General features: G+C 54.4%; 2 protein-coding genes. Both read right to left on the bottom strand.

The features are described 5' to 3' along the window. Positions 1 to 12: 12 nt before the first annotated feature. Entirely contained in the window at positions 13 to 16,659 is a 16,647-nt protein-coding gene (locus DXX3274_RS08805) for an SDR family NAD(P)-dependent oxidoreductase (protein ID WP_042859474.1), read from the bottom strand. Further along, entirely contained in the window at positions 16,652 to 23,689 is a 7,038-nt protein-coding gene (locus tag DXX3274_RS08800) for an SDR family NAD(P)-dependent oxidoreductase (protein WP_238556098.1), read from the bottom strand. The genes DXX3274_RS08805 and DXX3274_RS08800 overlap by 8 nt, the downstream gene beginning before the upstream one ends. Positions 23,690 to 23,791: the final 102 nt, after the last annotated feature.

Raw genomic sequence — 23,791 nt, 5'->3', positions numbered from 1 at the left:
GACTTCCGGATGTTAAACATCCAACACCGTCAAGGTCGATATATCTTCCGGCGACAAACGTTCCAGCAGTATTTTCGGAACAGGAATGTCGTCAATGGTCAGATCTGGCTGTTCCACCATCATGTCCAATAAGACCAATACGTGATCGGCAAGTATTGAGATCACATCCGGTGAAAAATAACGACGGTCATATATAAACGGCAGACTCAACTTGCCGTGCGTTTTCAATAACCCTACCCACAGTGGAGCGACTGCTTCCCGGTCTTCCAGCACCATCGGCAGCAATTTGTGGGCGAACGCCGTCACCTCAACGAAGGTATCGCGGTCATTACTATCAACCGCCAGGCTACCTAACAAAGTATGGTCGTGCGCATCTTGCCCTTCAGGAGCAAGCTGTTGGTGCAGCGCAACAAAATCAAAGTGTTTATATTTCTGTACCCGTAATACGGCGTCGTCATAGATGCGACAGACTTGCCGTAAGCTAAAATGGGGCTGAAGCGTTAACACCAGCGGAACCGATGAAGAGAAATCACCGTAAACGGATTCAAATTCATAGCGGTCTCTGAGGTTATATGCCATCTGGATCGGCATATTTTTCCCGGTGATGCGATACACCAATGCGGCAAGAGCACAGGTAACCAGCTGTGTGAGCGTGGTATTTTGGCGACGATTCGATAATTGCAGCCGCTCAAGTCTCTCATCAGAGATATTCAGTTCATAGGCCCCTGCTTTTTCCGGCTGCTCGTTGTCTGTCTCCGAACTGTGAATCTGCTTATCCCGCAGCGTAAAAGACGTCCGCTTGTCATGTAATTGGCTCAACCAATATCGGGTCGCCGTCTCCTGATGTTCACCGAACTGGCTCAAGGCAAAATGTGCATATTCGGCTGTCGGTGCGGAGCAAGAAAAATGCGTACCGTTGCACAAAGCGTGATAGCGGTGATACAGCTCCTGCAAAAACAGGAATAACGTAAACCCATCGGCATGGAAATGGTGCGTAACAAAGTAGACCACGCCCAGGTCTGCGCCGTTATGAACAAGATACAGTTCAAACATCGGCATCCGATCCGCCTGAAACAGCTTCATATTGGTCGCTTTCTGAAAACCGGCGACGGTTTGCTCAAACGTCTCTTTGTCAGAGATATGGGGCCAACAGATTTCCCGGAATTGCCGTATTACGCCGTCGTGAACGACCTGCACCCATTGTTGCTCGACCCATTCAGCGCCGGTTCTCAGAATGGCATGGTGGCGCACCATCTCGTTCAACGCCTGATTCAACAACGGCAGATCGACAGGCATCTCAATCCAGAAGCCCTGACCGATATTAAAGGTCGACCGCTTTTTCACCTCGGTCTCATGCAGAATAAACGCCTGAATATGGCTGACCGGATAGTAGCGAACGCCTTCTGCTAAACACGACCATAAGCAAGCCGGCCGCTGCACGCGATCAAGCACCTCTTCGGCACGGTGAGCCTGCCGGTAAAACTCAAAATGAAGACCGGTTGCATCTTTCCAGACGCCGATGCCTTGTTGTAATAACCGGCTTAACTCGGCGCGGCCCAGCGTCGGATCGTCGGCTGGAGTCGCCGCCAACGGTAAAGCCAGCGAAACCGACTGAATAAATGCTGGGCGACTCTCTGCTATTTGATTGCAAGAAACAAGCGGCGGTACCTCGGCATCGGATGAAGAAGATGCCGCGTGCGCGACATGGCGCGAACTATCCGCAAGATGCGCGGCAATCTCCACCGCAACAGACCGAAGAGACTCTTTCGTCAGCAGGTAAGCATCAAACTCAGTCGCAAAAGCGGCATTGATCCTGTTTAACAAACGCAGCCCCAACAGTGAATCGATACCGTAGCTGGCTGCCGGTTCATCCAGATCAATTTCCGTGACAGACAAACCCGCGAGCTCCGCCAAAATCCCCGTCAGTCGTTGCGCGACCTGCTGTACTTGCGCTGGTTGCTTCGCCGTACGATCTGGGGCTTCCCTGACCGGGTCACTCTGAACGGTGCCGGACCAACACCAACGTTTGTCGAAAGGATACCCAGGCAACGATAACGGGAATTTTTCCGCCGGAGAAAATGCGGCCTCGATTCGAGCATCAGCGTTGAAGTCCGGCGAGAAAAGATCAACGCCGCTGACGTACAGCCGCGCCAGCGCCAGCAAATTATCGCTATCTGCCGGCGCCAGAACGGCCTGGCGGACTCGTTCAGCGACAGGCAAATCACCCTCTGCCGGTGCCTGACGGCCAGAGTCGACTTTCCCCTGATAGCCGTTGTCCTGCGGTGTCAATGCCGCACCGGCGATCACCCGCGCCAGAAACGTGTGCAACGCGTTGACGTCAGAAACTACACAGGCACACCGATAGGAGAAATGACTACGGCGCAACAACAAGTTTGCGGCCAGTTGTTTCAAATTCAACGTTTGTCCGGTCTGCACAATCTGTTGCAGATCCCGACAGCGTTGCTGCAACGCACCGAAGCTTTTTCCAGACAACACAATACATACCGGCGGGTTACCGCCATGCTCCGGCGACGCTCCTGTTTGTGGCGATCCAGGCTGGGCTATTGTTTCCGGCGCCCCCTGGCGCAGCCCCTCGTTTTTATGAGGCTCCGCGACAACAATATGCACATTGATCCCCGTCGCCCCTAACGAGCTGATCGCCGCCCGGCGTGTCTCACCGGGCTCCACATTCCAGGGAACGGTTTCCGGATTGATATAAAAGGCACTCTGGTCGTGCGCCAACAAGGAGGCCTGGTCTTGCGTATTTGGCGTTCCGGGAATTTTCCGATGCCTGAGCGCTAACAACACTTTGAATAGATGGTTCATCCCCGCACTGTGGAAAGCATGGCCGACGTTATTCTCAACACTCCCTAATGCACAGCATGCAGGCTGACCTGAACGCGCTTGCCGGCGATGCGGTCGAAAGACATTTGTCAGAGCCTCGACTTCTGCGGCATCTGCCGCCGGCATCCCGGTAGCATGCGCTTCGACCAACGTAATACTCTCCGGCTGGATATCAAACCGTTGGTATACATCAGATAGCAGCGCCTCCTGTGCATCGGCGCTCGGCGCCATGATCCCATTGGTTTTACCATTGTGATTACTGCCCCAGGCTTCGATCACACCATGAATTCTGTCGCCATCCGCCAGCGCCTGCTGCAATGGCTTCAGCACCACCACCCCAACAGACTCTCCAGGCATCATGCCGTCGGCATGTGCCGAAAATGCACCGCCACGATCAGACGAAGACAACAACCCAAGGCGAGAGGCGCTGCGCAACATATTCGGCGTGGAATAAATCATCGCCCCGCCGGCAATCGCCACCTCACACTGCCCCAGCACCAGTTGATCACAAGCCTGTGCGACAGCCAGCAGAGAAGATGCGCACCCCGCTTCGACCGTCTGGCAAGGCCCTGTCAGGTTCAGCGTGTAAGAGACCCGCCCGGGAACCTGAGACAAGGTAATGTTCGGAGCAAAATGCTCGCCCTCGGCAAAACGCAGCGTATAGTCGCCGGCACTGCCGCAGAAAACGCCCCAACGCTTGCCGGACAACGTTTGCGGAACAACCCCAGCATCTTCAATGGCTTTCCAACTTTCCTGTAAAAACAGACGCTCACAAGGATCCAGCATTGATGCTTCGTGTGGCGATATCTGAAAAAACAGCGGATCGAAATATTCAATATCTGAGAGAAAACCGCCATAACCGGCATACTCGCCCTCACTCGCCGGGGCCATCGACCACCCGCGGCTATCCGGCGGCGTGGTAAACGCGGATTGACCTTGTTCAAGCAGGCGCCAAAAGTCGTCAGGGGTTTTCGCCCCGGGAAATTGCCCGGACATGCCGATAATCGCGATTGAATTCCGGCCCTCGCTCTGCGGCGGTTCTGCCTGGAGAGGCTGTTCATGCGCCATGGTGTTACCCGCCGCCCCATGCTGATAAATCTCCCGACAATGCTCAGAAATCATGTCAACGCTCTCGCGTTCAGACAACAGATGGAAATGATCCCTGGCGTGGGTGCGAAATACCTGAGCGCCCGGCAAATAACGCAGCCAGCGCTGGCAATGGCTTTCATCATGGGTCAACGCTTCACCCAGCACGTGACGATTATTCTCAGCCAGTGCCGATAACCTGTCCCGGCGGTGTGGACTGTCATCGTATGATGACGTGATGGTGATATAGTGCAGGTCAATCTCATGGGCATTCGGTAACGCGTTTACTGAATAAGCCGCCATGGCTTCGCGGTTACGCGTCAGGATCTGCGCCATGTTTTCAATTTTGTCCTTCACTACCGCTAGCGGCTGCGTCACCCCTTTTTTCAGGCACCCTTCAGCCAGCCACGCCAGTTGTTCATCGGCATCCACACTCAGCAATTCTTGTTCGGTGTAGGCGATGCTTTCAAACCTGATCCGACCGGATGCCAGCACGTCGCTCAGGCTGTAATGCAAGAAGAAATTTGCACTCATCAGTAACGCGTCGCGGTAACAGAATGGTGACGAGACAGGATGATTGTCCGGCTGTGAAAACGGCGGCTCTAAAAGAATCAGGCTCGATACCCGATAGCCGGCCAGTTGCAATTGTCTGGCCATCTCATAGGCGATAATGCCGCCCATAGAATACCCAGCCAGCGCGTACGGCCCGGTCGCATCGGCAGCCTGAATGATTTCAATATAGTAACGCGCCATACTTTCGATGCTTTCCAGCGGCTGGAACCGGGTAAGGAATCCACGCGACTGAATGCCCCAGATGGCATATTCATCTCCCAGATTGTCGGCGATCTTCAGATATAACCCTGTCGAGCCGGTGAGTGGATGAATCCAGAACCGGGCACTTTCGGGCTTCGGTTGATCGGTAATCCCGACCTGACGCAATCGCGCGCTCAGCGGAATACACTCCGGATAGTGTTTCAACCACGCATTAACCGGAGGCCAGCCCTGCAATGCCGCGACTGTTTCACCCGATGCCCTGAGCGAATCATTCTCCTCTTTCTGAACAACCGCTTCACCCGCGCTCACCGATACCGATGCAAGGGTATTGTCCTTTGGGCTGGGCACCGAAGACGGCATCTGGTCATCAAGATACAACGACAGTGCATCAATATTGGGGTGGTCAAAAATGGCCTTGACCGTCAGCCTGGATGCAAACGCCCGGTTCACCGCGTCAATAAAGCCAACCGCATTGATTGAGTTGAGTCCCAGTTCGGTAAACGGTTGATGGTTCTCAATTTCGCTCTCTTCAAAATAGAGAGTTTGCATTAATAAAGCGCGAAGCTGACGGACAATGCTCTCACGCGGCGAGGTATCGTCTTGACGCCTCGCGCCATCCTCTAGCGTCACTACCTTTTTCTCGCCACTAACCACAGATGCACTGTCAGCTCGAGCCTGCGCGGTTAGCTGGGTCGGGGCCGACGTGGCCCAGTAACGCCGGCCCTGAAACGGGTAACCCGGCAGACTGATTCGTTGCGGCAATGGGGCTCCACGATATAAATCAAACCAATCCACCTCGACGTCGTTAACCCAGGCTCGCGCCAATTCTTGCCATTGTTCCGATACGATCCACTCCTGACGCTGCACACGCTGTGCCGCCGCGTATCCATCATCCCATGTATTCTCTCTTGCCCATTCAGCATCATCGCTTGATGCTTCGCCAAGGTAATACGCGCCGGGAGACGCAGTCCCGGTAATAAACAACGCTAATTTTTCGCGCAACTCCGTGATATCGGATACCACAAAAGCGACGCGTTTGGTCATCGCCTCTCGCCCGGTTTGCAGGCTATAGGCCAGTTGATCCAGTCGCGTTGCCGGATGACGCAGCAGAAATTGCGCCAGGGCCTGGGCATAGGCTTGCAGGGCGGTAGTGGTTTTCGCCGATAGCGGAACAATCGCCTGACGGGCGGCGAGGCCCAACGGGCGTCGAGCACCCGCTCCCGGCGAATAGTTATCCGTTCCTGTTAACGATTCGGGGTCATCGGCAATGTATTCTTCAATCACCGCGTGCGCATTGGTACCGCTGATCCCCGTCGCGCTGATGGCACCGATCCTCGGTTGCCGGCCCTGACGCAACCAGGGTTGATTCTGCTGCTGAATCGTAAAGGGAGTCCGCTCTAATTTAATGTAGCGGTTACACGTCTCAAATCCCTGGGTTGCCGGAATCGTCTGATGCGCCATAGCCTTGAGCATAGCTATCAGACTCACAACGCCGGACGCAGCGAACGTATGGCCGATGACGGGCTTAATCGAGCCTAAGACGCAGCGATGCGAATCGCTGCATCGGCCGGCAAAGGCATCGGTGAGCGCCTGAACCTCAATCGGGTCGCCCAACTGAGAACCGGTACTGTGGGAAATCACATAGTGAATATTCCCCGGGTCGATTCGGTATCGGTCATAGATATTTTTCAGAAGTTCAGCCTGGCGAACCGGGTTCGGCGCCGTAATGCCATTGGTTTTTCCATCGTAGTTCACCCCGCTGGCTTTGATACACCCATAGATTCGATCGCCATCGGCCTTGGCTTTTGATAAGGGTTTGAGTAAAACCACGGCCACGGCTTCTCCCGGAACCAGCCCGTTGGCGCGTTGATCAAACACGCTGGCTTTGCCGTCGGGAGACAGCATTCCCGTCCGATGCATACTCTGATACACCCACGGAGTCATCAACAGGTTGATCCCCCCGGCCAGTGCCATCTCGCAATCCCCCTGACGCAGCGCCAGACAAGCCTGATGAACAGCCACCAGCCCCGATGCACACGCGGCTGTAAGGGCCATATTCGGGCCTTTCAGATCGAGAGCATAAGAAATACGCGCGGCCAGGGTCGCATTCTGATTGCCATTTATCGATCCCTGATCGCCAACAATGGCACCGTAATCACTCTCTTCCGCCCCGACATACACACCACAGGACATTCCCTGAATGCGTTGCCCCATATAGCCGGCATCTTCAAATGTGTGCCAAGCCTCCTGCAGGAAGAGACGCTGTCTGGGATCCATATCCATCGCTTCTTTCGGTGCAATATCAAAGAATGCGGCGTCGAACTGCATAATATCCGTCATGAACGCGCCCCACTGCGGCAACGTTTTATGCTTGTCCCGACCATCTGGCGATCCTGAAGACTGGCTATCGCTGACAGACTGCCAATCCCAGCGCGCGCCGGACATCTCGCCGATACAGCTTTCCCCCTGAATCAGCGTATCCCAGAAGTCATCAATATTATCCGCCTGCGGAAAACGCCCACTCATCCCGATCACGGCGATGGGTTCATCCATGACGTCGTCGGCAACCGTACTCGCCGTCGCCACAGTTGGCTGGTGAAACACGGTAGTTGTGTTTGTCTTCCCGGTGTCGTGGCCCAAGGCCGGATTAGCCTCTTCTTGCCCGGCGATCAATAGCTCATGGTCTGCTACCGAGGATACGTGGCTTGCTTCTGCCTCCGGCAACGCCTGACGTGAAAACAGCGCATCCAACACCTGTGCGTGTTCACGACAAAAATATTCCGTCAGCCGCTTAACCGAGGAGTGACCGAACAGCACCGCCGGCGTGATTTCAACGTCAAAATATTTACTCAATTCCCGGGAAAATGACGCCAGCGTAATCGAATCAAAGCCAAAATCAGCAAAACTGCTATTCAACCCGATACGTTCAACCGGCGTACCCAGTAACCGGCCAATCTGCGTTTTCAGAATGTGGCTCACCGCAGTCCGCCGGTCTGTGACATCGGCGGGCAGCGGTACACTGAGCCCTCCGGGGCGCGACGTCGTCTCCTGATGGTGTTTTTGCCCCGCCGCACGGATAGCCGCTTGATTGGCGATATCCGCCTTGCCGCTTACCGGATGATGTTCGTTGCGTTCGTCAGCCAAAGGCGCTGCCAGCTTCAGAAAGCGGGCGACACGGCTGGGTTTTCCCGCCATCACCAGATGCTGACCTTCACTTTGCCGCAGCAATTGCTCAACGATCCGCACCCCTTCGTCGCTTTCCAGCGCTCGCTGGCCGCTGGACCTGAGATAAAACTCGGTGCTATCCCTGTCACGGACGCCCATTTTTCCCTCTTTCCAGAAGGGCCAGTTAATCACCAGCGTCTTACCACGCAGCGTACCCTGCTGAACCTGCGCCATTCGGTGTTTGCCATACCCCATCTGGAAACGGTTCCCCATGGCGTAGTCACAAGAACCAAAGTCCCCTAATAACGCGGCACTGGAGGAGAAATAACAGACAAAATCCAACGGATCCTGCATCAGCAGTTCGTCTAATAATTGCGTTCCGTCGACTTTCGGGCGGAGGATGGCATCAAACGCCCGGCGGGATTTCTCGAATACCGGCTCGCTGGCTTCCAAACCTGCCGCGTGGATAACACCGAGGATCGGGCCCATCACTTGTCTGGCCTGCACCAGATTAAAACGCATCGTGCCGACATCGCAGACATCGGCCTGAATATAATGTACCAGCCCTCCCAGGCTAGTCAGTTCCTCAGCAAGCGCCTGGCGCTCAGCATCCATCGCGGAACGCCCGGTCAGAATCAGTCTGGCTGAATATTGCTGTGCCAGATACCGGGCGAAGATCAGCCCCAGTCCACCGAATCCACCGGTGATCAGGTAGGTTCCTCCCTGTTTAATCGCCGATTCCGCCACCGAGGCATGGGCCAAAGAGACCGGGCTAGGTTGCACCTTCAGGACATATCGTTCCGCGCCTTCATAGCAGACACTGTCGAAATGTTGCCCCGTCAACTCCTGATAAAGCATTGTTATATATTGCTCGCTGAAGGCCGGTTGCACGGTAACAGCCGTTATCGCTCCCGCCGTACCCACCTCTGGCGCAACGCTGATAGCAACCGCGCATTGCGTGCCGGGTAAGGCCGGCGTAAGGGAACGTTCGATGCCGATCCATGATTCCAGGTAAGCACGCTCCAGTGAGTGATGGCTCACACCGGCCAGCAGTAAGCGCGCCGGTGCCATGTTTGCCGCTACCATCGAAAACAACAACGCGTGCAGCGCAGCGGCATCTTGTAGATGACTACGATCCTCCAGTGGCCATAAGTATAAAATTGCACTGTGCTGAGGTTCTATCCGGGCGGATTTCAGTTGTGCAAAACAGCGTTGATAGCTTTCGGTATTTTCCTGATCCGTTTCGACTGGTGGCAGATGAACACCATTCACCCCATCCGCCAGCGGATGCCGGGATACAAACACAATGTCCGTCTGTGGTGCCAGCACCGCCATCTGCGATTGCAGCAAACGCTGGTTTTCCAGTTCCGACAAAAAGCAGATCACGGTGTTAAATCGATGGTCCTGCGAGGATGCGGCCGGATGAGGCATCTTCTGCCAGGATTCGGTAAACAGCATCAGCGCTTCGCGTTCTTCCTGCGGCGCTGATTCCTGCGTCGATACCGCCCGGGGCAATGCCTCGCCAGATGATGCATTCTGACCGATCCGTCCCAGATCATCCGGCGCCTCAATCCAATGCCGCTCCCGGGCGAACGGATAACCCGGCAGGCTGATACGGCGCGGCGTTTCTATCGAATAGAGCGAATACCAGTCCACATGAAAGCCTTCCACCCAGAATCGGGCTATTTTGTGAAAAGCGTGTTGTTCCACCCAGAGCTGAAGCAGAGTGCGGCTGTCCTCAGCCGACATAAACCCGGTATCCCGGCCATTTTCCTTAGCACCGCTACCGGCAGCCCCTCGCCAGCAGCGCTCCGGTAAGGCGTCATCTTCAGCAAACGCAGTCAGTTTTTTCTGCAGTTCTCTGAGATCTTGCACGACAAAAACCACCCGTTCTTCCAGCGTCCGCCGTCCAACTTGCAGCGTAAAGGCCAGATCCGCAGGATGAATGCCGTCAATATCCGGGTGCGTCGCCAGAAATTGAGCCAGATTTCGGGCCATCTCCTGAAGCCGCTCTTCCGTTTTCGCTGATAACGGAACAATCAGCGGCGTACTCTGTTGTTGGCGGTTACCCACTTGCCTGACGTCTGGCGGCAGAAATTCTTCGACGATCACATGGGCATTCGATCCGGTAGCACCAAACGAGCTGATCCCCGCCCGCCGTGGAACGTTGATCTGTTCACCGTTGTGGTTGACCGTAGGTTGTTCCCAATGCTGGGTTTCACGCTGGATATAGAAAGGTGAATGATCCAATTCCAGATAAGGGTTAACGTGCTCTGCATGCAACAGTGACGGAACCAGCGTCTTATGATGCAACTGGAGAATAACTTTACTTAACCCGCTGATGCCGGCCGCCGACTCGGCATGGCCGATGTTCGATTTGACCGATCCGATCGCACAGAACTGGTTGTCTTTCGTGTATTGCCTGAAGGCCTTCACCAAGCCCTGAACTTCGATCGGATCACCCAGTGCCGTGCCTGTGCCGTGCGCTTCGATATAACTGATGGTGCGTGGATCAATCCCGGTTTTTTCGTAACAGCGCAACATCAAATCGGCCTGCGCAACCGGGCTGGGCACCGTAATTCCGCTCACGTGCCCGACGTGATTGATGGCGCTGCCCTTGATCACCGCATAAATATTGTCCTGATCTTTGACAGCCTGCGACAACGGTTTGAGCAACACCGCCCCGACCCCTTCGCCGGAAACAAAGCCATTACCGCCGTCGCCGAACGTTCGGCAACGACCATCCGTGGAATACATATCGGCCAGCCCATAAGTCATATACTTATAGGGATGTAACGACAGGTTTACTCCGCCGGCTAATGCAACTTTACTTTCTCCTCGGAGCAAGCTTTCCAGAGCCAGATGCAACGCGGTCAGAGAAGAAGAACACACCGTATCTACGGCAAAAGAAGGGCCATGGAAGCCGCAGAAATACGATACCCGGTTAGCAATCGGAGCATAATTCATTGACAGCGGCACTATCTGGCCACGATTGACGATTTCAGATGCGATCAAGGCGTAATCATTGTGCATGACCCCAACAAAAACCCCGACATCACGACGCTTGTTCGGCCCCTGTTCTGCTACCAACGTTTCCGGGGTGTAGCCCGCATCTTCGATTGCCGCCCAGCATGTTTCCAGAAATAACCGCTCCTGAGGATCAAGCCACTGTGCTTCTCTGGGAGAGACCCGGAAAAACTGGGAATCAAAACAGTCCACATCCTCAATAAATCCGCCCCATTGAGGAATCGGCCGGCCAGACGGCGACGTAATGCCATCCAGTACGCTTTTCTGCCATCTCGAATCTGGAATTTCGGTGACACAATCTTTACCGGCTTTGAGATTATCCCAAAACTCCGCCATCTGCTTCGCACCGGGATAACGGCCCGACATGCCGATCACGGCAATATCTTCGCTTTCCGATGCCGACTGGATGATCGAAGCGGAATGAGAAACCGACTGACCGGCGTTTATCTGCGCCGCACCGGCCTGAGTAACGCCGGCGGACACCCCCGTATCCGATAACGTTGATGCCACCCGATGAACCTCATCCTGCCCGGCGACGGCGGCGACATCGGTCTCGACGTCGGCAAGCGCACCGAATGATTCCGGGTAACGTTCCAGCAAATACTCAGCCAGTGCGCCGACATTGGCATATTCAAACAGCAACGTTGGATTCAACTTGACCTTGAGCGACTGTTCCAGTGACTGCACCATTTGCAACAGCCCCGCCGAATCCAACCCCAACTCGTAATAACCGATATCGCTCTCGATTTCCGTCGTACTTTTCGCCAGCGTATTGGCAAGTATCTTTTTCACCGTATTTTCAGCATGTTCCAATGCCGACGCATTCTCACTCGTCGAGATAGCCGAAGCCTCCGACGCCACAGACCAAGCGTCATTTTTCATCGGTGCAACCGGTTTGACAGGCGCAGTGACGAGCTCATCAGCATGGGTTGGCGCCGCCGGGGTTCGTGATGCGTTGATCGCTGCAGGATCGCGCACGCGCTTACAGGTGAAATTTTTCAATTCGCCAATCTTTTCACCGCTTGGCTTAAAAAACTCCATAGTCAGGTAAGAGAGTTGGCTGGTTTGCTTGAGCGAGTCACGGCTGACACGGGTAATACAGCGCCCTGACAACGGTTCTGAAGCGCGGAAGGACTCATAATAAAGCGGTAAAAAGATATCTTGCTGTTGGTTTTGCTCCAGAAACAGATCCCCTGATCCGATAGCGCTCCCGTCAATCAGAACCGGGTGAAACAGATACTGTTCCGCACCAAACAACGCATCGTCAGGAACGGCAATATCAATCAGATTTGCCGAAGGCAGGTGATAGATCACGCCGTCACCGACCATCGGCCCGCGGTGACGGATGTCATCTCCACCAAATTCCGCATACGCATCCTGTAACCTGAGCTGACTGACCGCCGCCTTTTTCAGCCCGTCGAGATCGAGTGTTTCATGAAATACCGACGCCGAAACCGGGTGCATTTCCGCACTCATATACAACTTCACCCCGGACTGCGAGTGCTCATCCGACACTTCACTGCCTTCCACTTTCAACTGCCAGTATCCTTGCGCCTGCTTTTGGCAGCTGATTTGTGCCTCCACGCCATAGTCATCACCGATAGTAAAAGGGTAATGAATTGTGAGGTTCCGCATTTCCAGTTGCCGGTAATCCATCCCCTGCCGATGGAAAAACTGAAAAAGCAGATCGATATATGCCAGTCCGGGCAGCAGCGATTGGCCGAACGCCTGATGGTTACGCAAAATGCGATGATGGTGGTTAAATGGTTGACTCCACGGATGATTTTCCGCGAAAAACCCTGCACGACCGATAGGATAACGCCCTTCGCCAATGCGGCTGCCGTCAGTTGCGATGTTTTCAGCCATACGGGTTTCTGATGCCGGTAACTGCGCCCGAAAAACGTCTTCCGCAAAGACATAGCCGGGCAAATGAATTCGCGTTGGCGGCTGCGGATAGAAACTTTGCCACTCAACCGGTTTACCCTGTAGCCAGGTGAGCCCAATCGCCTCCAACTCGGGTCGGGAGAGTTGGTGCATACCACGGTGTTGATAAGCGTCGGCAGTCAGAGGCGGCTGTTTTTTCCCCGCAGTCGGGGACTGACCGAAAGCGTGACTCGTCGCTATATGCCGGCGGCAGAATGCCTGTAACTGCTGCAAACAATCGTGATTGTCCGTCGCAATCAGGAAAAAGCGTTCCGGCATCGCTTCCCTCCCAACCTGCAACGTATACGCCATTGACTGGATGAAGGACAAGCCATCATCAGGTTGCACGCGACCTTGTCGCTCAGCATCAGCAAGATAGAGGCTCAGCGCCTGAATCTGAGCGTGCAGGCTTTGCGTCGTTTTCGCCGATAACGGAATAATCCACCCGGCGGTAGCGGGCTCAGCAACCGCAACCCGCGTCGATACATACTCTTCGATAACCAAATGCGCATTAGTGCCGCTGTGACCGAAAGAGTTCAGGGCCGCCAGTCGTGGTCTGCCGGCATGGCTTTTCCAGGCCGACGTAGCGTTTTGAATGTAAAAAGCAGAATCCTGCAGCTCAAATAGCGGATTTGCCTGCTGATAATGCCTTAAACCCGGTAGCTGACCATGGCGCATCGACAACAATATCTTGATGAGGCCGATCACCCCGGACGCCGCCGAAGTATGGCCGATATGAGATTTCACGCTGCCCAGAGCACAGTAATGTCGTTTGTCGGTTAACGCCTTAAATGTTCGCGCCAGGGCATTGACCTCAATGGTATCGCCCAATTTACCGCCGGTTGCATGGGCTTCAACGTAACTGATCTCTTCAGGATTGATGTGATATTGCTGGTAGACCTGCTCCAGTAATTGTTGTTGAGCCGTACCGCTCGGCGCGGTAATACCGTTACTCGCACCATCCTGATTGATACCGGAAGCACGAATCACTCCGTGGATAGGATCCCCCTGCGCGATGGCCTGATCCAGACGTTTCAATGCAACGATCCCGACCCCTTCAGAGAGCAGCATGCCGTCGGCTACCTGCTCAAAAATCGGGCACTCTGCGCGGTGAGACAACATGCCGATACTGGACAAACTGGCCAACGCGCCGGCATCCAATGCTGCGAAGACACCGCCGGCCAGCGCCAAATCGGTCTCACCACGACGCAGGCTTTCACACGCCAGATGTATCGCTACCGCAGAAGATGAACAACCGGTATTCACCACCAGTGCCGGACCTTTCATGTCCAGAAAGTAAGACACACGTGATGCAACAATCGCCTCAGACGACCCGACAAAAGAGCCATGATGATAATTCGATGGTTCAGCGCCGATAAAAACGCCCGTATGACTACCGGCCAGCGCTTTGGGGTTATAGCCCGCGTCTTCCAGTGCTTTCCAGCTTTCCTGCAATATCAGGCGCTGGTGCGGGCTCATCGACAACGCATCCTGCTCGGTAATCCGGAAGAACGTCGCGTCAAAGCAGTGTCGGTCTTTGACGATCCCTCCCCATTTGCAATAGGTTTTTCCGCTCTGTGTTGCTTCTTTTGTGCCTGTATCGCTGCTGTTCGTATCGACAAAATATCTGGCTTGATCCAGATAATCCTCAGGTAACTCTTCTATTCCTGAGCGGTTGGCAATCAGGTTCTCCCAGAAACGCTGGGTATTCTCCGCGCCGGGAAATTGCCCCGACATACCAATCACGGCAATGGCCACCGGCTCGGCCGGTTGTCTCGCCAGCCCTGAGTCCTGGTGGAACGTCGGCTGTGCGGCAGACGGGGATGTCGCCGATGGCGGCGGCGTGGGCTCATACTGTAGTGGCGCCTGCCACTGTGGTGACGTGGGTTGCCGTGATGGGGACGACGCCTGCGGGATAACCATCTGATCGGCACACGTCAGCGCGATATGCGCACTTAATGTTTCGACCGTCGAATAATCATAGAGCAACGCCGGATTTAGCGTGATCCCCAGTGATTGGTTGACCTGATTGATAAAGTTAACGCTAAGAATCGAATCAATACCAAAATCGGAAAACGCCCGCTGCTCATCAATCTGCTCAGGCGGTAAATTAACTGAACTGACTAATGCATTGATTACACGGCGCGTTATATATTCCCGTGTTGTTTCATCATGCCTATTTGCTCGCCCGGCGTCATACGTCTGGCGGACCGGGGCCACAGGCTGGGCTATCACCGCCACTTCCTCATCGGCCGGCAACGACAGATTATCACTACGCCTGAATGGCGTTTTCGTATCGGCAAACAGCGTCTCGCGTGTACCGACAGAAAGCACGTCACGCTCCGCAGTACGGACGATATGGCGGCTCAACGCGGTGGCCGAGCTGTAGTCATACAGGATGGCGGGATTCAGGTGAACGCCGAGTATTTCATTGATTTTATTTACAAAATTGACACTTAAAATAGAATCGATTCCGTATTCGGAAAAAGCGATGTCTGCATCGATTTGCGCAGCCGACAGATTAACCGCCTGCGCCAAAGCAGACACGATGGCCTTATGGACATGTTCCGCAATGTGCTCGTCGGTTACGTGATCGTCTGTTATCGGCGTAGTGAGTATGGCCGCCGCCGATGAACGCGCGGCCAACGGAACCGCTGGCGACGCCTCTGCCGTCAGCGCCTGCTCGGCGGGTTGCATTGGCTGGCGAATCATCCCGTCGCTTCTGGCGACAATAACGGTTTGCCCCAATCCATGTCCACGTTGCGCCGGGAACTCAACCGCAAAGAACCCTTCTTCTTCCAGTATCTCCCGCCAGGTTTCAGGCGCGATGGCCGGGCTACCGACAATGCGTAATGCCGTGTCCTGATGTAACCACCATCCTTTGAGTAACCCGAACGTTAAATGAGTAAAAACAGACTTATCGCTCAGCTCATTAATGACCACCATTCCCCCGCGGCGCAGGGCAGCTTTGCAATGCCGCAGCGTGATCCGAATATCTTTGGTGGCGTGTAGTACATTTGTCGCAATCGCCACGTCAAACGATCCCTGCGCAATCGGCTGTGTCACCAGCGGTTGTTCAATGTCCCACAATGCATAGCCAAGAAACGGGCACGTCGGCCCATAGTGACGGCGGGCGTGCATCAAAAATGCCTGAGAGAGATCCGTATACAGATATTCCTGAATATTGTGCCGATATTTCATCAACTCGGGCAAAACCATGGCCGTTGTTCCACCGGTACCGGCACCGATTTCAACCAGACGCAACAGCGCATCATGATCAAACTGCAAGACTTCATTCACGTAGTCGCTCACCGCGGCCGTCAACACCCGATTAAAAAAATCAGAGACCGGATTATTTTTATAAATCCCTTCGACTTTCTCCATCGATGCATTGGGGAATAGCACCTCCGTTGCCTGCACCTGCCCCGTCAGGATCTGGGGCAAATGGCGCAGGCAGGTCTCGACAAGGCTCATCTGCGTCATGCGTGCGTGATCATGTCGATAACGGTCACGATATGCCTCCCACGCCTGCCATACCGCCTCCGGCGACTCCGCCGACGGCTGTCGGCGAATCAACGCGTCGCCTTGCCGGGTTAGATATCCCGCCTCGCATAACTGCGCCATTGACTCCGCCCACCAGGCGCGGAACTGCTGTTCCAGCCCAATACGGCCGGCAAGCGAAGAAAAATCCGCGGCATCCAGCGACGCCGAAAAAACGCCAAGCCTGTCAAGCTGTACATAAAGCAGTTTCACCAACCACTGATTAATGGCATCAGGATGATGGGATTGCAGCAGTGCATCGGCCTCTTCATCCCATTGATTGTCAGAGATATTATGCATTTTTCAGCCTCCTGCTGCGTTTATCAGATGAAGATGGCGTGGATGATGGTTGGCGTTGATGGCTCAACAGAATGGACTCCTGCGGATGCAGGTTCATCAGTTGCTGTACCGGTGCAGAAGCATTCAGGCACACCAGCTGTTCCAGGCGTCCTTGCTGTAACAGCGTGACAAAACGTTCAAAACAGGCAAAACCCTCTGCATCGCTCAGAGCAGAAATGCTTTGACTGGCGGGTAACCCGGCAAGAGAAGCTTGCCAGAATCCCCAATTGATAATCCCTACGGGAAAATCGGCGTGATGCTGTAAAGCCCGCACCAACGTATCAGAGAAAGTAATCCCTGCGGCATAAGCCGATAGCGTCGCGGCACCCGAGAAAGAGAAAGCCTGGCAGGAGGAGAAATAGACCAGAAAATCCAGTGCTTCGTGCCGAAGTGCCTGGTAGAAATTAAAACTCCCCGACGCCTTGACCTGAAGTATCCGCCAGAATGTTTCTTCTGTTGTCTGGCTGACGGTATTCTCGGCATCAAAGACCAGACCGGCGAATATCGCGCCGTTAATGCGGGAATATTTCTGCTTGATCTGAGCCATCGCCGCCTGCAAAGAGGCTGGATCCGTTGCATCTGCCTGAACATAATCCGGTCGGATACCGACGGTTGCCATCGCCTCCAACGCATTCTGAACGGCGGGACTGGATGCCGACTGACGCCCCAGCCAGACCACGGTTGCCTGATAATGCTCCAGCAACTGCCGGGTCACCACACGGCCGACAGTCCCGCTGCCTCCCAGAATCAGGTAGACGCCGCCATGCTTGATCCCATTCTCATTACTGAAACTCTGCGGATCCAGGCGAAAGAAGGTCTGCCGGTAGCGACGTCCGCAGAGCAACCGAATCTGTTCGCCCCGCTCACTCATCCGCTCGCCGACGATCTGCTGCATCAGTTTTTCTCGCCGCTCCGGCGTCTGTAAATCGCGGCTGGACACATCCAGATTTCTGACTCTGAAACGGTGATCCCCCTGAGCAACCGAGTAAGCCAGCCCACTGACTCCGGCACCGTGATAACGAATTTCCCGGGGAGAAGATGGATGGTTATCCTGCGTGATCACGCTAAAGTCTATCGTTGCCTCTTTTGCCAACCGCTGTTGTAGCGACTTCACCAGACGCAGCAGTTGCAGTTCGTTCTGTTTCAGGCTATCCGTGATCGCTTCCGCGTCGGCCAGCGACTGCTCGACGGCGGCGGCAATAAAAAAGACCTGCTGTACCGCGCCTATCTCATCCAGACAATCGTGGATCGCGTTTTCATCCTGAATATCACCCCCCCAGTGATCCAGCCCGATCCGGTACACTTTTTGACCTTCCTGGCTGCTCAGCGAGAGACGTAGCAGGCGCCCGGACTGACCGGCCAGTTCAGCGACTAACGCATTTTCCAGTTCGTTTTCCTGTCTGCTCCCGACCACCAGCACGTTATCCGCCCTTCCCGTTGCCGAGGTTCTGACGTGAGGGGTTTCATCCGATTCCCACCGCGCAACATAGCTGAAGTACTCATCAGCCCGGTTTATGGCCGGCACCTCAGCGAGAGCACCCGGCGTGGCGTCGCGCCCGGCCAGCTCATTGACCGGTTCCGCCGTCGGCGACTGACTCGCGCGCAGCGGCGTGACTGAAGCGTTTATCGTTGCATCAGGCGGCACGGTCATCGCGGCATGACGGGGATTGCTGATCCAGTATCGGTCGGTGGCGAACGGGTAAGTCGGCAGGCTGATTCTTTTTGGGCGCGGTTGCGGGTATAACCGGTACCAGTCAACCGGCATTCCCTTGACCCATAACGCCAGAATTCTGGCGTATTTACGTTTATGGAACCACTGATCAAGCGTGGACATCATGTCTTCATCGGTTGCGAATATGTCCAGCATTTCTTTGTTTTGCCTGACATTACCGAGAAACAAATCATCAATGATGTCTTCTCCCGCCAGAAATTCCCTCAGCTTTTCAGCCAGATCATCAATAGACGAGGTAAGGATCCCCAGACGCTGTTCCATCGTGTCCCGCCCAACTTGCAGGGTATAAGCCAGTTCGCTCAGTGCCGGTTGTGGTTTATTTTCCGCTGTAATCCGGGCCAAAAGATTTCCCGCAGCCGCCATCAGACGATCCGCATTTTTTGCCGACAGTATGACCATGACGGATTCCGATTTCCCTGCCTGCTGGCCGACATCCGGCGCTTTCTGTCCTCCGGTATACTCCTCAAGCACGACGTGTGCATTGGCACCGCCAAAACCGAAAGAACTGACGCCGGCCCGGCGAGGCAGCGCCTGCCCTTGACTGCCCACAGGCGCGGCCCAGGGCCGGTTCTCCTGCACCACATAAAAAGGGGAATCGTCCAGCCGGATGTAAGGATTAATTTGTTCAGAATGCAGGCTTTTCACCAGCGTTTTATGCTGAAGCTGCAGTAAGACTTTAATGACTCCGGCAATACCGGCGGCCATCTCCAGGTGGCCGACATTCGTCTTAACCGATCCCAGACCGCAATGTTGCGGCGAGTTTCCCAGATCCGTTGTGGCTGGCGTGTGACGATAGAGATCCTGAAAAGCGCTTTTCAGCCCATCAATTTCTATCGGGTCGCCAAGCGGCGTCCCCGTACCATGGGCCTCAATGTATCCGACGCTGCGCGGATCGATCCCGGCGTCGGTGTAAGCTCGCGTCAACAATGCCGTTTGCGCTCTCGGATTCGGTGCGGTTAATGAGTTGGCTCGGCCGCCGTGGTTTTCAGCACTGGCCCGAATCACACCATAAATATGATCGCCTGCGGCCTCAGCAACACTGAGCTTGCGAAGAAAGAGCATCCCGACCCCTTCCCCCCGAACATAGCCGTTGGCCGCACTGGAGAACGTTTTGCAACGACCGTCCTGGCACAACATGCCGGCTTTGCTAAAGCTGATATAACCATCGGGAGTCACCAGCGTGTTCACTCCACCAACAATAGCTTGTTCGCATTCGCCGGCAGCGATGGACTGAACAGCCCGGTGAATCGCAATCAGGGATGACGAACACGCCGTTTCTATCGGCTCGCTGGGGCCGTGGATATTCAGGAAAAAGCTCATTCGGTTCGGTCCGACCGACGGAACGATCCCGGTCAGGGAATAACCTTCAATCGGCAGCCGGGCTTCACTGAGCAGAGCGCCGTAACCGCTCATGCCGGTTCCCACGAAAATCGCCGTCTCGGTGCCGGAAATTTCACCGGCACTGTAACCGGCATCTTCAATGGCACTCCATATGTAAGTCATCAGCAACCGTTGCTGGGGATCCATCAACTCGGCTTCTTTCGGCGAAATCCCAAAAAACAGCGGATCGAATTCATCAACACCCTCAATGAATCCTCCCCATTTCACATTGGATTTATTGACTTCGCGAACCGGATCGCCATACAACGCCTGCCAGTCCCACCGCTGTTTCGGGATCTCCTGAATACAATCTTTTCCGCTAACCAGGTTGTCCCAAAAGGCGTCCAAATCCCGGGCCATCGGGAAACGACCGCTCATTCCGACAATCGCTATCGGCTCACTGGCAGGAGCCGTTGTTTTTATAGCGAGTGTTTTTTTATCAGACGGTAGCGGTGGTAAAACCGGATTCGCATGCCCCGGGGAGCGGAATGTTGCGCGTTGGGAAACTTCACGCTGAGAAGGGACATCGTTTAAGGTGCGTTCGTGTATCGCCGCCTTGGTCGGCGTTGATACCGTGGTTAACGCCGACGGCAAACGTGATTCATGCTCAGAATGCGGCGTTGTGAATGCCGCCGGGTGCGTCGCCGCCAGATAATCAACAAACTCGCCCAAAGTCGGGTATTCAAAAAATACCGTTGGCGTCAGCGACAGATGATATTGGCGATTCAACTGATTGCTAAACTCCGTCAGCAAAATCGAATCCAGACCAAACTGCGACAGTTCAGTATTAAGACTGATCTTGCCCGGCTCCAGCTTACGTAGCCTTGCCAGTGATTTTTGCATCAGCGGGATCAGCGTTTCTCGCAGCGCCCCTGTCGTTGTACTCGCCGTCGGGGCTGCGTCCGCCAAAGCCTTCCCTGCGGCGGTCGTTTCATTTGCTTCAGGCTCCGCCCGCATCACCGAATGCGTATCGGCATCGGCGGATATCGTCAATGCCGCGGTTCCTTTCGTCGCCTCGTCAACCACTCTGGATGAAAAACCACGGAGCCTGACCCAGACATAACCGCGCTCATCGCATAAGTCATAATCCATTTTTCTGACTCGGTCGGTTTTCGATGAACCGGAGGTAAAACGCACCCACACCCAAAGATTCTCAGGTAAAGCCGTCGCCGTATCCCGAGGGGACATTTCCAGACTTTCCAACGCAAACGGCAAGGCAAATTCAGGGTGTTCAGCATCCACCAGTAAGCCGGCCGCTATCTGTAATGCTGAATCCATCACACTTGGATGCAAAAAAAACTGATGTCGGGTATCCGCCACACAGTCGGGTAATACAATCCTGGCAATAGCCTGGCTATCGCCTTCATCAATCGATATCACACCTTGATAAGCTGGCCCATGCAGGATGTCCATCGCGGTATAAGCGCGATAACACGCGGAGCTGTCGAGATGTCTGGCGGTGCACTGGGCCTGCAACGCGGCGATATCGACGACTGATGATGTAGCAGGAGTCGGAAGCGGCGCATCGCCATCAGGCGACGCCGTCATCTGAGCCATGCCCCGGCAATGCGTGACGCGGTCGGTTCCGCCAGCAGACGTTTCCTCGCTGTATATCTCAAAACTGATATAACCGCTGTCTTCAGGATGCAGGTCGACGGACACATTCAATCCTACCTCCTGAACAATCATCGGCCTCAACCAACTCACATTTTTCAGCATGACCGACTGAGAATGGCCGGCCGCATCCGCTATCGCCGCTCTGGCCAATTCCAGATAGGCCACCCCGGGCAACACCTTCTGCCTTTTAACAATATGGTCGGCCAGAAAAAACTCGAGTCCGCTAAAAAAACTGCGGTAACGTTGAGTGCTGAAATCCGACGTGTTTTGCTGCACAAGCGGGTGAATCTCTCGCCACATCCGATGTTCACGAGGCTCCGGCGTTGATAATGCCGCGGTATCGGCGGTACTCCAGTAGGGCTCAAGGTGGAAAGGATACCGGGGCAACGAGATCTTACTAAAACCCGATGTCCCGGCGAGGTCGGTCAGAGGGAAATCGACACCCCTCATCCAAAGTTCCATCAGCGCACTTTTGTCATTTTCCCAGCTAAGCGTTTTTAGCAAATCAGACAGTCGGTTATGGCGGGTAAATATGTCGAGGGCTTTATTTTCATCGTGTTGCCCGGTTTTCAGGTAGTACGATTTCTGTCCATTCGCAGCAATAAACTGAGCCAGTTTTTCCTGTAAATTGTCGATACTGGTGTAACGGAAAACCACCCGCCGCTCAAACTTGTTTCTTGCCGTCAGATAGAAATATTCCAGCGCATCGGGATGAATATCATGAGATTGCTGCAAAAAGGCCAGAATGGATTTAGCGTAATGAATCCACTGCCATTCATGCATGACTGACAGCGCCAGAAAGTAGACGCCCCCCTGCGGCTTCATTGCATCGTCAACGGCATTTCCGTGTGCCGGAACATCAGCGACGCGGGGATATTCCTCCAGCAACAAATGGGCATTGACTCCTCCGGCGCCAAAGTTATTAATTGCGGCCCGGCGGGGAATGTCTCTGCCGTGCTCATCCTGCAGAGGCGACCACTCTTCTGTGCTGTCATTGATATAAAAGCGTGAGCCATCCAGCCTGATTTTGTCACTACAGACTGAAAAGTCTTTAATTCCCGGTTTTTTCTGCGTTTTAAATGCATGCAGTACGCGAACCAGCGAGACCATCCCGGAAGCCGAGTTAGCGTGCCCCATATTAGGCTTGAGCGTACTGATTTTACATGGGTTTCTCTTTGACGGTTCCGCCTGCGTCGTGAGTTGCGCATCGGCATGTTTCAACCCTTTAATTTCTTCGGCATCAGCCAGAAGCGACGACGCGCCGTGGGCCTCGACATAAGTAACGGTGTCCGTATCAATGCCGGCCTGGCGGTATGCATTTACCATCACCTTCGCCTGCGATTCCGCTGAAGGCATCGTCAGGCTGCCATAGCCTCCGGTGTGGTTTACATCCGAACCTAAAATCACCCCATGAATATTGTCTTGATCGGCAATGGCCTGCGATAAGCGTTTAAGCAAAACGGTCGCCGCGGCTTCGGCGGGCAAAAAGCCCTGCGCATTGGCCTGAAAAGGGAAACAGGCCATCGCTCCGCCGAGAATACCTAAAGACTCCTGCCCTAAATACGAACCGGCCAGCGCATCGCCGAATAAAAGGTTGGCCGCTCCCACCAGCGCGTAATCGGCCTCACCCCGCAGTAGTGCCTCTTTCGCCTGATGCAAGGCAACACTCGCACCGGAGCAGGCGGTATCGATATAGAGGCTTTTACCGTTGAAACGAAAAGCATGAGAGAGATAATTCGGCAAAGACCAGGACATCATGCCCAAGATGGAATAACTGGTCAGTTCGGCTTTGGAGAGAAAAGGCGTATAAGCAGCCCCTTCAGAAGCAATATAAACATCGACTTTCGCCTCCCGTAACTGCTGAGGCAGATAACAGGCATCCTCCAGCGTGTGCCAGGCTGACATCAACAATAAGCGGGTCCTGGGGTCCATATATTCGGCTTCCATCGGCCCCATATTGAACAGCTCGGGATCGAATCCGGCTATATCATTCAGAAATGCCCCATACCGGGTTTGCATCTCCGACCCCGGAAAATGATTCTTCGGCACGAGAGAAAACAGCGACTCCTGTTGATCCAGTTTCCGGCAAAAATCTTCGATAGAATCAGAGCCGGGAAAAAATCCGCCCACGCCGATAATAGCCACGGCTTCTTTTTCGTAAACCGAAAAAAGATCATTAGCCCAGAACGCGTTATTAGTAACCTCGTCCTGTATCTCCGTTAATACCGCAGCCTCTTTATTGTCGTTATTCTGCTTCGTCACGTTCAAGCCTCCAATTGCCTTACCTGACGCCGTTACCCGATCGCTGCACACGGTTTTTTGTGCTTAGTGCAGCGACCGGGAATTAAACGATGGCGTGCATTC

Source organism: Dickeya sp. NCPPB 3274 (genome assembly GCF_000406205.1).
GTDB classification, from domain to species: Bacteria; Pseudomonadota; Gammaproteobacteria; order Enterobacterales; family Enterobacteriaceae; genus Dickeya; species Dickeya fangzhongdai.
Note: the sequence above shows the minus strand (reverse complement) of the source record. Positions and strands in the feature narration are given on the sequence as shown.

What these genes read in the sequence shown, in the direction of transcription:
- DXX3274_RS08805 (WP_042859474.1), bottom strand. Translation starts at nt 16,659, where the DNA reads ATGCATAATATCTCTGACAATCAATGGGATGAAGAGGCCGATGCACTG.